Annotated in this window: 12 protein-coding genes; 3 read left to right on the forward strand and 9 right to left on the reverse strand. The window is 65.3% G+C overall.

What is annotated here, in order from left to right:
- Nucleotides 1-10 precede the first annotated feature (10 nt).
- On the reverse strand, nucleotides 11-949 hold the full coding sequence (locus GYH26_RS08930; RefSeq protein WP_161541351.1) for a calcium/sodium antiporter: 939 nt from the start codon (nucleotides 947-949) through the stop codon (nucleotides 11-13).
- A 124-nt stretch (nucleotides 950-1,073) separates the two neighbouring features.
- Here GYH26_RS08930 and GYH26_RS08935 point away from each other — a divergent pair, with 124 nt between their 5' ends.
- Nucleotides 1,074-1,733 (forward strand): 2OG-Fe(II) oxygenase, encoded by a 660-nt coding sequence (locus GYH26_RS08935; protein ID WP_012844114.1) that lies wholly within the window; start codon nucleotides 1,074-1,076, stop codon nucleotides 1,731-1,733.
- On the opposite strand, the gene GYH26_RS08940 is transcribed toward GYH26_RS08935, so the two are convergent.
- The 4 genes from GYH26_RS08940 to GYH26_RS08955 form a co-directional block, all read right to left on the reverse strand.
- A complete protein-coding gene (locus tag GYH26_RS08940; protein WP_012844115.1) occupies nucleotides 1,730-2,650 on the reverse strand; it encodes a prolipoprotein diacylglyceryl transferase in 921 nt (306 codons plus the stop codon). The two genes, GYH26_RS08935 and GYH26_RS08940, sit on opposite strands and share 4 nt — an antisense overlap.
- Nucleotides 2,651-2,665: 15 nt before the next feature.
- The gene (hisS, locus tag GYH26_RS08945) at nucleotides 2,666-3,976 is read right to left on the reverse strand and encodes a histidine--tRNA ligase (RefSeq protein WP_161541352.1); all 1,311 of its coding nucleotides are present in this window, start codon (nucleotides 3,974-3,976) and stop codon (nucleotides 2,666-2,668) included.
- Complete coding sequence (locus GYH26_RS08950) at nucleotides 3,973-4,536, reverse strand: PTS sugar transporter subunit IIA (protein WP_049772358.1); 564 nt, start codon at nucleotides 4,534-4,536, stop codon at nucleotides 3,973-3,975. Before GYH26_RS08950 ends, hisS begins: the two co-directional genes overlap by 4 nt.
- 66 nt (nucleotides 4,537-4,602) lie before the next feature.
- Nucleotides 4,603-5,670: an RluA family pseudouridine synthase gene (locus tag GYH26_RS08955; RefSeq protein WP_161541353.1), complete on the reverse strand. Its 1,068-nt coding sequence runs from the start codon at nucleotides 5,668-5,670 to the stop codon at nucleotides 4,603-4,605.
- 80 nt (nucleotides 5,671-5,750) lie between these two features.
- Here GYH26_RS08955 and GYH26_RS08960 point away from each other — a divergent pair, with 80 nt between their 5' ends.
- The gene (locus GYH26_RS08960) at nucleotides 5,751-6,857 is read left to right on the forward strand and encodes a M20 family metallo-hydrolase (protein WP_012844119.1); all 1,107 of its coding nucleotides are present in this window, start codon (nucleotides 5,751-5,753) and stop codon (nucleotides 6,855-6,857) included.
- 83 nt (nucleotides 6,858-6,940) lie between these two features.
- Here the strand turns inward: GYH26_RS08960 and GYH26_RS08965 are convergent, their stop codons facing one another.
- Both GYH26_RS08965 and GYH26_RS08970 read right to left on the reverse strand, forming a co-directional pair.
- Entirely contained in the window at nucleotides 6,941-7,696 is a 756-nt protein-coding gene (locus GYH26_RS08965) for a 3-keto-disaccharide hydrolase (protein WP_242006350.1), read from the reverse strand.
- Between the two features lie 579 nt (nucleotides 7,697-8,275).
- Nucleotides 8,276-10,204 carry a methyl-accepting chemotaxis protein gene (locus GYH26_RS08970; protein WP_161541355.1) on the reverse strand — a complete coding sequence of 643 codons (1,929 nt, stop codon included), beginning with the start codon at nucleotides 10,202-10,204 and terminating at the stop codon, nucleotides 8,276-8,278.
- Nucleotides 10,205-10,347: 143 nt separating this feature from the next.
- Between GYH26_RS08970 and argH the strand changes: the two genes are divergently transcribed.
- The gene (argH, locus tag GYH26_RS08975) at nucleotides 10,348-11,667 is read left to right on the forward strand and encodes an argininosuccinate lyase (protein WP_161541356.1); all 1,320 of its coding nucleotides are present in this window, start codon (nucleotides 10,348-10,350) and stop codon (nucleotides 11,665-11,667) included.
- On the opposite strand, the gene GYH26_RS08980 is transcribed toward argH, so the two are convergent.
- The gene (locus GYH26_RS08980; RefSeq protein ID WP_012844123.1) at nucleotides 11,668-11,958 is read right to left on the reverse strand and encodes a GYD domain-containing protein; all 291 of its coding nucleotides are present in this window, start codon (nucleotides 11,956-11,958) and stop codon (nucleotides 11,668-11,670) included.
- Nucleotides 11,959-12,278: 320 nt separating this feature from the next.
- Nucleotides 12,279-13,055: a GH12 family glycosyl hydrolase domain-containing protein gene (locus GYH26_RS08985; protein WP_242006351.1), complete on the reverse strand. Its 777-nt coding sequence runs from the start codon at nucleotides 13,053-13,055 to the stop codon at nucleotides 12,279-12,281.
- Nucleotides 13,056-13,127: the final 72 nt, after the last annotated feature.

Genomic DNA, 13,127 nt, shown 5'->3' on the forward strand with positions numbered 1-13,127 from the left:
CGGTCAGGACTCAGGGCGCCAGCGTATAGAGATACGCCGCATAGATGATCAAAAGCAAGCCCCCTTCCCAGCGCATCATGCGAAAGCGGCTCCAGAAAAGCGGAAGGATCAACATCGTCACGCCCGTCATCACGGCCAGGTCCAGATTTCGCAGGCCGTCGCTCTGAATGGGATGCACGAGCGCGGTCAGGCCCAGAATGGCCAGAATGTTGAAGATATTCGAGCCCACGACGTTGCCTACGGCCAGATCCGACTCCTGACGGATGGCGGCGACGATCGTGGTGGCCAGCTCCGGAAGGCTCGTGCCCACGGCCACGACACTCAGCCCGATGACCGCCTCGCTCACCTCGAGCGCCCGTGCCAGCGCCACGGCCGCTTCCACGAACAGGTTGGCGCCCGTCAGCAGCAGCGCCAGCCCGCCCACCGTGAAAAGCAGATCCAGCCAGACGCTCCGCGAGGGGCGCGCCGGCACGTCCAGCTCCACCGTCTGGTTCGTCCTGCGGGCAATCCAGAAGCTGGCCAGCAGATACAGGATCAACAAACCGAAAAGCACGGCGCCCTCGGCCCGTCCGATCCGGTGGTCATGCAGCATCCAGAGCAGCAACAGCGTGCAGCCGATGGCCACCGGGACGTCGAAGCGCACCAGCTGGAGCTGAATGCGGATCGGCCGAATGGCCGCCGCCACACCCAGAATCAGCGCCAGGTTGGCAATGTTCGAGCCCACCACGTTGCCCACCGCCAGATCCGGGCTTCCTTTCAGCGCCGCCTGCAGGCTCACGCCCAGCTCCGGACTGCTCGTGCCGAAGGCCACCACGGTCAGTCCCACCACCAGAGGCGTCAGCCCCAGGCGCAATGCCAGCGCCACGCTACCCCGGATCAGCCCCTCCGCGCCCAGATACAGCAGCAGGCCGCCGACAACCAGCAACAGCAAACTCAGCAGAGGGCTCATCTTCTATCTTCACCGGCTGGTTTTCCAGTTTTCAGGTCATTTGCCGCGCGATTCCACGAAAAACCCCGGGTCAAAGTTTTGCACCTTGCTGTGAAAAGCCGGGAACCTTTCTGCTGAGGTGGCGATGGAGCGCGCCAGACCCATCGACCGCAGGCGTATGGCTTCCTGGATCGACCCGTTCATCGAAACCCTGGCCCGCCAGGGATGGGCCACCACAACCGAAGCGTTCACCCCTGCGCAGATCCAGGCGCTCTACCGGGAAGCGCAGGAGCTGGACCGTGTCGGCGCGTTTCGTCCGGCCGCCATCGGACACGGTGCCGAACAGACGTTGCGGCGCGACATCCGCGGCGACCGCATCTACTGGCTGGATCCGGAGCATCCTACCCCGGCCCAGGAAGTCTACTGGCAGGTGGTTGACCAGCTGCGCCGGCGCCTGAACGAAACGCTGTTCCTCAGCCTGCACGACGCCGAAGCGCACCTGGCCATCTATCCGCCCGGCAGCTTCTACCGACGCCACCTGGACCAGCACCGGGGCCGCGCGTTGCGTCTGATCACGCTCGTGCTGTACCTGAACCCCGACTGGCGACCGGAAGACGGCGGCCAGCTCCGAATCTATCCCGACCCCGAAGCGCCGGACGAAGGGATCGACCTGCTCCCTGAAGGCGGCCTGCTGGTGGGCTTCCGCAGCGATACGATCCCCCACGAAGTGCTACCGGCCCGCCGCGCGCGCTACAGCCTGACCGGCTGGCTGCGGCGGTTCGATCCGCTGGCGCTGCTGCGCTAACCCGCCTGGGCTTCGGCGGTCGGTACCGTGGCCGGTTCGGTCCGGTGCCAGAACCGGATCAATCCCACCAGGCCGACCACCATTAGCAGCACGGCGATCACTTCGGCCTGCGTCACCGAAAGTCCCAGCAGGTCGAAGCGATTGTTGACCCGGATCTGCTCGATCAGAAAGCGCTCCAGCCCGTTGAAAATCAGATACAGCGAAAACAACCAGCCGGGCCGGTACGGGTGCTTCCGGAGCGCCCAGAGCACGCCGAACAGCACGGCGGCCATGGCAAATTCGTAAAGCGGGGTCGGATAGACGGGCTGTGGAGGCGGCCCGATGATGGCCTTCGGATAGCTTTCGGCCCAGAGCCACATGGGCAGCCAGTCCGGCTTGGCGGCCAGGTTGGCGGCAATGCCCCAGTCGCCGTCGCCCGCCAGATGACACCCGATGCGCCCGATCCCGTAGGCCAGCATCAGGCCGGGCGCGGCCGCATCGGCCAGCACGGGTACCGAGATGCCCTTCTTGCGCGCATACCAGATGACTCCCAGTGCGCCGAAGATGAGTCCGCCGTAGAAGGTGAAGCCGCCCGTCGAGAAGATCATCCCCAGCGGGTCCAGCGCGAAGGCGTCCAGATTCTCCAGAATGTGGAAAATCTTGGCGCCTACGAAGCCGAAGCCGACGGCCACCAGCGTCATCGTGCCGATGAGCGACGCCGGGCTGGCCTGGCGCGTGCGGACGCGCCCGCGCTCGTCCTTCTCCCGCACGCGCACCGGACCGATCTCGCCGGCCCGGTAGCGACGGTCCAGCTCCCGGGCCGTCAGCCAGGTAGCCGCCAGCACGGCCAGAGCCACCATGGCCCCGAACGAGTAAATGGGAAACGGGAGTTCGATGCCCAGCAGATCCTTGAACAGGTCGCTCAGTCGCGGATACATGGCGCTCTGGAAGGATTATGAAACACGCACGGCTCCCTTCAGAAAGTCGGCCAACTCGTCCAGCGGCACTTCCTGTTGCTGGCCGGATTGCATGTCGCGCACGACGGCTCGCCCTTCGGCCAGTTCGCGATCGCCCATGATGACGGCATAGCGGGCCTGCTGGCGGTTGGCCTCGCGCATCTGCGCCTTCATCGAACGGCCTTTCAGATCCAGGTCCACACGCAGGCCGGCCCGGCGCAGCGCCTGCGCTTCGACCAGCGCCCGACGCATGGCTGCTTCACCCAGCGACACCAGGTAAGCATCCAGGGGCGGCTCTTCGGGGAAAGCGTATCCCTGTGCCTGCAACGCGATGAACAGCCGCTCGATACCCGCCGCAAAGCCCACGGCCGGCACCGGGGCGTCGTGCCCCAGATCCATGGCCAGCAGGTCGTAGCGTCCGCCGCCGGCCAGCGCGCTCTGCGCCCCCAGGTCCGGGCTCTCCAGCTCGAACGTCGTGTGCGTGTAATAATCCAGGCCCCGCACCAGGAAGGGATCTTCCTCGAAGGCGATGCCCAGCGCCTGCAGGTGCGCCTTGACCGCTTCGTAATGCGCCCGGCCTTTTTCGTCCACGAAGTCGATGATCCGGGGCGCACCTTCCAGCAGGCGGCGTTCGCGCTCGTCTTTCGTATCGAGAATGCGGAGCGGGTTCGTCTCGAGGCGTTGCCGGCTGGTGGGCGTCAGCCGATCGGCCAGCGGCTGAAGGTAGGCCCGCAGCGCTTCACGGTAGCGGGGCCGGCTTTCGGCGTCGCCCAGTGTGTTGATGCGCAGCCGCAGATTTTTCAGGCCGAACGCCTCGTAGACGGCCATCATGGCCGCGATCACCTCGGCGTCGGCCTCGGGTGTCTCGGCGCCGATCAGCTCGACGCCGAACTGGTGGAACTGCCGGTAGCGGCCCTTCTGAGGATTTTCGGCCCGGAAGCAGGGGCCGATGTAGTAGAGCTTCTGCACGGCGCCCTGCTGATCGAGCCGGTGCTGCAGATAGGCCCGCATGACCGGCGCCGTCACCTCGGGGCGCAGCACGTAGTTGGTGTCGCCCCGCCGGAAGGCGAACATCTCCTTGGTGACGATGTCGGTCAGCTGGCCGACCCCCCGGGCGATCAGCTCGGTGGGCTCCAGAATCGGCGTGCGAATCTCCCGGAAATTGAAGCGTTCGAGCACCTCCCGGACAACCTGTTCGACGTGCTGCCAGGCCCGGCTTGGCATATCGTGTGCTCCTTCGCTGCGGCCGTCCTGGGGCAGGATGTCGAACGTTCCCCGGATGTTGCGAAACGTCGGTTCCAGACTCATTGATCAACCAGTTGCGACTCTCCTTCTTCGAAGAGGTGCAGCACCTCCTCAGGGGTGCGGGCTTCCAGCAGGCGCGTCCGAAAACCGTCGCGGTTCATCAGGCGCGAGATGCGGCTGAGCAGCTTGATATGCTGCGACTTGGCCGCCTCGGGTCCGACCAGCAAAAAAAGCAGCCGCACCGGCTGCTGGTCGATGGCGTCGAACTCGACGGGCTCGGCGGTGATGGCAAAAGCGGCGACCGTGGTCGTCACGGCCGGCGTCTTGGCATGGGGCAGGCCCAGCCCTTTGCCGACGCCCGTCGACATCATGCGTTCACGTGCCAGCACGGCCTGCCGGACGGCCTCCAGGTCGCGCACGGCCGGATGCCCCCGCAGCAGGTCGATCAGGTGGTTGAGCACCTCTTCTTTGGTATGCCCCGGCAATCCCACGCGAATCGTTTCGGGGACCAGCAATTGATGAATCTGCGAAGTTGACGTCTGCATGGCAGGTTCCGGTCGCACCTCGGCCGGCGCCGGGGTCGTCTGTTCTCCTGTACGCCGGTGCTTACGAAAGCGAATCATGGTTGTTCACCGCGGTCTTTCTGAACGGCGTAGAACGAAGCAGCCGGGGCCTTGTTCTTTCGGCTGCTACAGGGGATCCTGGCGCAACTGCTCCAGCGCGCGGGCCATATCTTCCGGCAGGGGTGCCTCGAACTCGAGCCACTCACCGGTGCGCGGGTGTCGGAAGCCCAGCGTGTGCGCGTGCAGAGCCTGCCGCGTCAGCCGTGCAAACAGTTGATCGTAGAAGGCCTTGCGCCGGGGCGTATGCGGCCCGTAGCGAATCGTGCGGCCGCCATAGGTCGGGTCGCCCAGCACCGGATGGCCGATGTGTCGGGCATGCACGCGGATCTGATGCGTACGACCCGTCTCCAACTTGAAGCGTACGAGCGCGGCGGCCGGCAACGTCTCGACGACCTCGTAGTGCGTCACCGCCCGCTTACCCCGGTCTTCGGGCACGACGGCCATGCGCTGCCGGTCGCGCGGGTCGCGTCCGATGGCCGCCTCAATACGTCCCCGTGGCGGATCGGGCACACCCCAGACGATCGCCAGGTAGGTGCGGGCGATCGTCCGGTGCTCGAACTGGCGGGCCAGCCCGGTGTGCGTCACGTCGTCCTTGGCCACCACGATGAGCCCGGTCGTGTCCTTGTCCAGTCGGTGCACGATACCGGGCCGCGGCGCTTCCAGTTTTGCTTCGGTCGGACCGGTGCTGACCATCGAGAGCCCGATCTCGTCGTCCTCGGGCAGGTCGTCTTCTTCGTCGAAGCGCACCGGACCGCTTCCGATGTGGTAGAGCAGCGCGTTGACCAGTGTGCCCGAGCGGTTGCCCCGGGCCGGATGCACCACCAGCCCTGCCTGCTTGTTGATGACGATCAGATACGGGTCCTCGTAGACGATGTCCAACGGAATGGGCTCGGGGACGATCTCGACCGGCGGCGGCCGCAGGATGCGCAGCGTGATCACGTCGCCGGGCTGCACCGTGTAGGACGGCTTCTGCACGACGACTCCGTTCACGGTCACCCGCCCTTCCCGGATGCCGCGCTGAATCTTCGTACGTGAAGCCTGTGCCAGGAAGCGCGCCAGGTAGGCGTCCAGCCGCCCCCCTTCACGGTAACCCGGCGGCACTTCGAGTTGAATGCAAACTTCCTGCAGCTCCATGCACTTAACGAACGTTCAGCGGAAACAAAGCGGCCGTTCGACTCATTTTCTTCGGCGCTGTCTTTTTAATGGATTTGCCCATGTCAGGTTCGATCGCGCAGGCTGTTGCCACCGAGGTTATCGAGCTGCTCAAATCGCTCGTACGGTTTCCGTCGCTGAGCCATCAGGAGGCCGAGATCGCCGACTTTGTCGAGCACTACGTACGCCAGGCCGGGCTTCCCGTCCGCCGCATGGACAACAACGTTTACTTCTGGCTGGGCGAAGGGGAAGATCGGCTGCTGCTGAACTCCCATCTGGATGTGGTGCCGCCCTCGGCCGACCATCCGTTCGACCCTTTCGAACCGGTGGAGGTCGATGGCAAGCTGTACGGCCGGGGCACGGTCGATGCCAAGGCCAGCGGCGCGGCCATGACCACGGCACTGCTGTCGCTGGCGCGGGAAGGCTGGCGGCCGCCGAACGGACAGGTCATCGTGGCGCTGACGGCCTGCGAGGAGACCGGCGGCGGCTACAACGGGCTGGAGGCCTTGCGGCCCCATCTGCCTCCACTGCAGGCCGCCATCGTGGGCGAGCCCACCTGTCTGCAGCCCTGCGTGGCCCAGAAAGGATTGCTGATCCTGAAACTGCACGCGCGCGGCCGCACGGCCCACGCCGCCCGGCCCCATCTGGGTGACAACGCTATCCTGCGGGCCGCCCGCGACATCCAGCGCCTGAGCCGGTTCCGCTTCGACCGGGCCGATCCGTTCCTGGGCGCTCCCACGCTGACCGTCACCACCATCCAGGGCGGTACGGCGCACAACGTGGTGCCGGAGCACTGCACCTTTACGCTCGACATTCGCACGACGCCGGCCTACACGCACGCCGAGATCGTGCAGTTGCTGGCGGGCGTGGTCGAATCGGAGATCGAAGTGCACAGCGACCGCTTCATTCCGGTGGCCACCCCGGTCGATGCCCGCATCGTGCAGGCATGCCTGCGGGCCAATCCGGGCAGCCGCCCCTTCGGCTCGCCGACCGCCTCGGACTGGATCTTTCTGCACGACATCCCCACCGTCAAACTCGGTCCGGGTCCCAGCGAGCGTTCGCACACCGGCGGCGAACACATCGAACTGGACGAACTGGTGCGGGCCGTCCGGGTCTATCGCGACATCATCCGCCACTACTACGCCCTCGGCGAAGAAAGCCGGGCCTGATCGGATAACGACGGCCGGCATCACGAGGCCGGTGCAGCGCGGCCCGCGGCTTCGTCTCGTCCGGGCCCCGTGCAGCCTTCCCGCTATTCCAGCGGCCGCACCCAGATGTTGCGAAACCGCACGCGGTCGCCGTGATCCTGCAGCATGAGCGGCAGCCGATCCGGATGCGGCTCGTAAGGCGGCCGGGCCCGATGGGCGGTGGGACCGGTGAGCACGGCGCAGTCCTGCACAAGCACACCGTTGTGGAAGACCGTCATGCGGGCCGGCTGCAGAAGCCGCCCTTCGGCATCGAAGCGGGGCCGCCGGAACACGATGTCGTAGGTCTGCCACTGGCCGGGCGGTCGCATGGCGTTCACCAGCGGCGGATACTGGCCATAGATGGCGGCCGCCTGACCGTCGGGGTACGTATCGTTCTGATAGGAGTCGAGCACCTGCACCTCGTAGCGTCCCATCAGGAAAACGCCGCTGTTGCCGCGTCCCTGCCCTTCGCCCGTCACGTCCTCGGGCACCGACCATTCCAGATGGAGCTGTACGTCGCCGAAGGCCTGACGGGTCTGAATGTTGCCACTTCCGGGCACCACCTCCATGTAACCGTCCACCACACGCCAGCCGGCCGGTCCGCCGCCGACCCGCTCCCAGGCCGACAGGTCCGTGCCATCGAACAGCACGATGGCGTCCGAGGGCGGTGCCGTCGGCCGATCGAACGGGGCCGGCGTCACCACCGGCGGCCGCGGCCGGTTCATGTCGTGGATAGCCCACGTCGTGTCGATCTGCGCCATGGTTTTCGTGATCCCTCCGTTGATGATCCACAGCGTTGCCAGCAGGATGATCCGTCGCATGGCCCGTTGCATTTCGTTGAAGATTTTTTTCGAATGCCGACGAACCGCAGGCACTTCTGCGCTCAGGCACGCCCTCCAATCCTCCCGGTGCGCCCTCCCCTTTCGGCACAGGCTACGATACAGGGCGCTTTCGATCAAGCGTGAATCCAGAAATCGTCCGAAAAATAGTTTCAAAAAAGCTCACTTTTGAACTGTAAATGAAGCACGACCAGCGCGCCTGTAGTCAGGCACGGAGCGAAGCGAAGTGCCGTCTCGGGTGACGCCACGTCGGCTGACGCCTTCGTGGCGTACTACAAACCCGTGCTGCTGACCCGCAGCGCAAAGCACTGGCTTATATGAGATCGCTGATTTACTGGTGCATGAGGGTATCACACCCCGTGTGGCGAACGTGATCCGGCGGGTATGATCGGGCGGACACAGGGGTCCGCCCCTACGTGGTAGAAACGTTGTCGTTTGTCCGGTAGGGGCGCACCGTAGCGTGCGCCCGTGCTTTTTCACATGCACAATGATTTCCCGGAATTCTCGTGTAAAAAACAGGGCTCCCGGTTTTCCGCCGGGAGCCCTGCCAGGAGGTGCGGCTCAGGCTACGGAAACGGCTTCATCGGGGCTACGCACCGCTTCACGCTGCGCCAGTCGGAATCGCCGCACCATCTCGTTCAATTCGTCGGTGAGCCGGCTGAGGTTTTCGGCCGCGCGGGCGATCTGCTCGACACCCCGAGCCGACTCGTGCGACAGGTTGGAGATCATCTCGACACTGCGGCTGATCTGATCGCTCGTCGTGGACTGTTCTTCGCTGGCCGCGGCAATCTGCGTCACCCGGTCCAGCACACGCTGCGCCCCCTCGACGATCTGCGTGAGGGCGGCCCCGGTCTGGTCGGCCAGGGCAATCCCTTCTTCCACCTCCTGGCTACCGCGCTGGATGGCTTTGACCGCCTCTCGGGTCTCGCTCCGAATGCCCTCGATCATTTCGGCAATTTCTTTCGTGGCCTGGGCCGTACGCTCGGCCAGTTTGCGCACCTCGTCGGCCACCACGGCAAAGCCGCGGCCATGCTCGCCAGCCCGGGCCGCCTCGATGGCGGCGTTGAGCGCCAGCAGGTTCGTCTGCTCGGCGATTTCGTTGATGACCTGCACGATCTCGCCGATCCGCTCGCTGGAGGCACCGAGCCGCTCGACGGTTCGGGCCGACTCCCCCACCACCTGTGCGATCTGGCGGATCTTCGCGACCGTCTCCTGCACGACCCGGGCGCCCTCGCGGGCCCGATCGCCGTTGGCACGGGCCACGTCGGCCGTCTCGCTGGCGCTGCGGGCGTTTTCAACGATGGTGCGCACCATCTCTTCGACGGCCGCTGCCACTTCGTTGGCCTGCGCGGCCTGCTGCTGCGCCGAGGCCGCCAGCTCCTCGCTGGAGGCGCTGATCTGGGCGGCCGAACTGGACGTTGCGGCAATCGCTTCGGTCACGCGCACCAACATCTGGCGAATGTTGGCGACGGCGCGGTTGAAGCCTTCGTAGAGGCGTCCGATCTCGTCGTTCTTCCGGACTTCCAAGTGCACGGTCAGGTCGCCCTCGGCGAAGCGCTCCATCTGGGTCAGCATGTGCTCAACGCTCTCGGCCAGGTAGCGCTGCTGCGCTTCTATCTCAGCCACGGCCTCCCGCACTTTCTGTTCGACGCTCGCCTTCTCCTCCTGCAGCGCATCGAGCGCCTCGCGCATGGACGCCACCATCTGGTTGAACGCGCGGGCCAGCTTGCCCACTTCGTCTTCGGCGCGAACAGGCACCGTCGTCTCCAGATCGCCTTCCGTGATGCGGTGCGCGGCTGCCTCCAGCTCCTGAACGGGCCCGACCACCGATCGGCGGATCACCTGGAAGGCCAGTCCGATTCCCAGCGCCACGGCCAGCAGCGCCACCAGCACTTCGATAAACACCATACGCTCCCGCCGCTCCATACGGGCCAGCCGCTCCGCGTTCAACGCCTGCTCCGCCTCCAGAAAAGCCTGCTGGATCGAAGCGATGCGGTTCTGGAGTGCTTCCTGACTTTCCTGCTGCGCCACGACCTCGGCGGCCAGCTGACTCATCCGGAGACGGCCGGTTTCCACCTCCGGACGACGCGCCAGCAGTTCGTCCATCTCCTGCTTCCACGTCTGCATGGCCGCCGCCAGCTGCTTCAGCCGCGTTACCTGCTCCGGGTTGTCCGAAACGGTCTGCTGCAGCGCGTCCACTGCCTGTTCAAAATGTCGCCACTGGTTGGCATAAGCATCGCGAAATCGTTCCGCGCCACTCAGCAGATACGCCAGCGCAAAGTCTTCCATCTCGGAGCGATCCAGAGCCAGCGCTCGAGCCTGCTGCATCACCTCGTGAGAATGCAGTACCCAGTCCTGCGCGGCGCGCAATTCACGCAATCCCTGCCAGATCAGAACGGTTACCAGAACCACAAGAACCTGGGGCACCAGCAAGGCCAGAATCACCTTGGTACGAATCGAGGCCTGTTTCAATCGGGTCAGTACGGACATATCGGTCTTCGGGCTATGGGGTTGGACGGTTTCAGGGTCCCGGTAAGAATCGACAAAATCGGCCTAATCTTTAGAGAAAAAGGGCGATCGACCCCTGTTGCCATTGTATTTTTCCACTTCTCAGCAGCGAGCCGGACGTTGCCATGCTCTGGGACAAGGGTCAATCCGTTGCGGCCTGGGTGCAGCGTTTCACCGTGGGCGAAGACTATCGCTGGGACACGCTGCTCCTCCCCTACGACATCGAGGGGACCCGGGCCCATGCTGCCGGACTCCACCGGATCGGGATTCTTTCCGGCGAAGAATTTCAGGCCGTTTCGGAAGCGCTGGACGCGCTGCAGGCCGAAGTGGCGGCCGGTCGCGTGGTGGTGCGTCCGGAGGACGAAGACGCGCACACGGTGATCGAAACGTTCCTGACTGAGCGGCTGGGCGACACGGGCAAAAAGATCCACACGGGCCGCTCTCGCAACGACCAGGTGCTGGCCGCGCTCCGACTTTTTCTGAAGGACGGACTGCGCGAGGCGGGTCGCCAGGTGGCGCGGCTGGTCGAGCAACTCTGCGAACTGGGGGCCGCCTACAACGACGCGCTCATGCCGGGCTACACGCACCTGCAGCAGGCCATGCCCTCGACGGCCGGCCTCTGGGCGCTGGGCTACGCCGAGCTGCTCTTGAGCGACCTGGCCGCACTGCGGCACGCTTACGATCAGGTGGACATCTCGCCGCTGGGCAGTGCGGCCGGCTACGGCGTGCCGTTTCTGGAGCTGCCCCGCGAGGAGGTGGCACAGCGGCTGGGTTTTCGCACGCTGCAACTGCACGTGACGGCCGTGCAGCTCTCCCGCGGCAAGCTGGAGCTGCACGCCGCCCATGCGCTCGTGCAGGTGGGCGCCACGCTCAACCGCATGGCCTCGGACCTGGTGCTGTTCAACAGCCAGGAATTCGGCTTCGTAGAGCTTCCTCCGGAATTCTGCACGGGGAGCAGCATCATGCCTCAGAAGCAGAATCCGGACGTGCCGGAGCTGGTGCGGGCAGGCTACCACCGGCTGCTGGCCGAAATGAACGTGCTGCTGACGCTCCCGGCCAACCTGCCCTCGGGCTACCATCGCGACCTGCAGCTCACCAAGGAAGCCGTCATTCGCTGCGTGCTGCACGCGCACGACCTGTTGACGGCCATGGTGCAGCTGCTGCCCGGGCTGCGCTTTCGACGTGACCGCATGCAGGCCGCCTGTACCCCCGCCCTGCTGGCCACAGCCGAAGCGCTACGCCGCGTGGCCGAAGGCGTCCCCTTCCGCGAAGCTTACCGCCAGGCGGCCGCTGCCCTCGACAGCCTCCCCCAACCCGATCCCGAAACCGTCCTGCGCGCCTATCGCGTGGACGGCTACCCGGGTCGGGGACGTCCGGACCGCCTGCTGGAGCAGCTCCGCGCCTTTCAGGACTGGCTGACCCCGACCGAATCTGCCGGCACGTAGCTATCCGAGCCGCTGCAGAAATTCCTTCCAGGGCGTGGCCACCATCGTCTCGGTCGTGGCCCGCGCCAGCGCGCGGATGATCATGGCCGCCCGCTCCACCTCGGCCTGATCGTTCGCTTCCACCACATCCACGATGTCGTAGCGGCCCAGCGTGACGTAGCTGTCCTTCCAGGTGACGCCCGGACAGCGCTTGCGGATCTCCTCCGAGACGCGATCGGCCAGCTGCCGGAATTCGGCCGGATCTTTGAAGGAGTCCGGTCCCAGCCGCGTGAAGATCAGATAGGTCGCCATGGCGCCTCCTCCGGTCTGACAGGATGTTTCCGCTGCAACAGGCAACGCCGCGCACTTCAGACATTGCACCGCGGCGACAATCCTATTCAGAAGGAATTGCCTCCCCGCTACCCGGTTCCCCGGGTATCCGGTTCGTTACAGCATGAACAACCCGCAGCGAAGGGACACGGCTCTGTTGCTGCAAGCAGATTGGCACAAAACGCTTTCAGGTAAACGCGCACTCCAGGCACGCTCGCAGTCAGCCACGAAGCGGCATGCCGCCAGCATAAGCTCCGCGACGGGCGCCTCTGTGGCCTACCCGCTGGTGCCCGTGCGACAGGCTACTGCACCGTTACGGAAAAATCGGCGCTCCGCAGACCGGCACCGCCCTCCCAGAGTTCGAAACCCGTCTCCACCGCGTGCAGGTACCACTCCGGCCGGATGTAGCCGCGGGCGACCGCATCGTCGATAAAGGCCTTCAGGTCCAGTTCGGTCACCGAAGTGGTGGGCGTCGTGCGGCGATAGGCGATGTAGTTCCAGTCCCAGTCGGCATACCACACTTCCCAGGTGGCCCCGGCCAGTTCCACAGTGGCCACGCGGCTACCGCCAGGCATCACGCCGCCGTTCCAGTTCAACCAGATCATCAACTCGGCTCCGCCGCTGTAGCCGTTGCTGGAATTCGTGGAGGGGCTGAACCAGATGTCGTAGGCGGCATTCCAGCGACCCGTCGTGATCGGCGTGAGCGTCCAGCTCGTACGCACGTCGGACAGCTCCTGCACGCGCCGCGGCAATCCAGAATTGCCGGTACAGGCGCCCCAGTGGCACCCGAAGTAGATGGCCGGATAGGCGGCCACGTTGTTGCCGTTGTCGTGATCGGCCCGCGTGATCGTGAAGTTGCCCGTTTCCAGCCCGACCTCGATGCACTGCGCGGTCTCCGCACCCCACACGTTGTTGATCACCCGGTAGCGCCCACCGGCCACATCGCGCGCATCCCAGCGCCCGCACAGCTCGACGGTCGGTTCGGGCTCAGACTCCGGTTCCTTTCCGTTGTCGCCATCGGGAAAGAGCCAGTCGCATCCGGACAGCCATAACAGGCTCAGGATCAGTACCGCGCGCATGACTTTCATTTACTCCATTGAAATGACAAAGGGCATTTCAAGGTACGAAGTGCCCCTGTCGAATGCAAACCC

Source organism: Rhodothermus marinus (assembly GCF_009936275.1).
GTDB lineage: Bacteria > Bacteroidota > Rhodothermia > Rhodothermales > Rhodothermaceae > Rhodothermus > Rhodothermus marinus_A.

Excerpts from the sequence above, each read along its gene's own strand:
- GYH26_RS08960 (WP_012844119.1), top strand. The coding sequence starts at position 5,751 with ATGTCAGGTTCGATCGCGCAGGCTGTTGCCACCGAGGTTATCGAGCTG.
- GYH26_RS08985 (WP_242006351.1), bottom strand. The coding sequence starts at position 13,055 with ATGCGCGCGGTACTGATCCTGAGCCTGTTATGGCTGTCCGGATGCGAC.
- GYH26_RS08980 (WP_012844123.1), bottom strand. The coding sequence starts at position 11,958 with ATGGCGACCTATCTGATCTTCACGCGGCTGGGACCGGACTCCTTCAAA.
- GYH26_RS08940 (WP_012844115.1), bottom strand. The coding sequence starts at position 2,650 with ATGTATCCGCGACTGAGCGACCTGTTCAAGGATCTGCTGGGCATCGAA.
- hisS (WP_161541352.1), bottom strand. The coding sequence starts at position 3,976 with ATGAGTCTGGAACCGACGTTTCGCAACATCCGGGGAACGTTCGACATC.
- GYH26_RS08970 (WP_161541355.1), bottom strand. The coding sequence starts at position 10,204 with ATGTCCGTACTGACCCGATTGAAACAGGCCTCGATTCGTACCAAGGTG.
- argH (WP_161541356.1), top strand. The coding sequence starts at position 10,348 with ATGCTCTGGGACAAGGGTCAATCCGTTGCGGCCTGGGTGCAGCGTTTC.
- GYH26_RS08955 (WP_161541353.1), bottom strand. The coding sequence starts at position 5,670 with ATGGAGCTGCAGGAAGTTTGCATTCAACTCGAAGTGCCGCCGGGTTAC.
- GYH26_RS08930 (WP_161541351.1), bottom strand. The coding sequence starts at position 949 with ATGAGCCCTCTGCTGAGTTTGCTGTTGCTGGTTGTCGGCGGCCTGCTG.
- GYH26_RS08950 (WP_049772358.1), bottom strand. The coding sequence starts at position 4,536 with ATGATTCGCTTTCGTAAGCACCGGCGTACAGGAGAACAGACGACCCCG.
- GYH26_RS08935 (WP_012844114.1), top strand. The coding sequence starts at position 1,074 with ATGGAGCGCGCCAGACCCATCGACCGCAGGCGTATGGCTTCCTGGATC.
- GYH26_RS08965 (WP_242006350.1), bottom strand. The coding sequence starts at position 7,696 with ATGCGACGGATCATCCTGCTGGCAACGCTGTGGATCATCAACGGAGGG.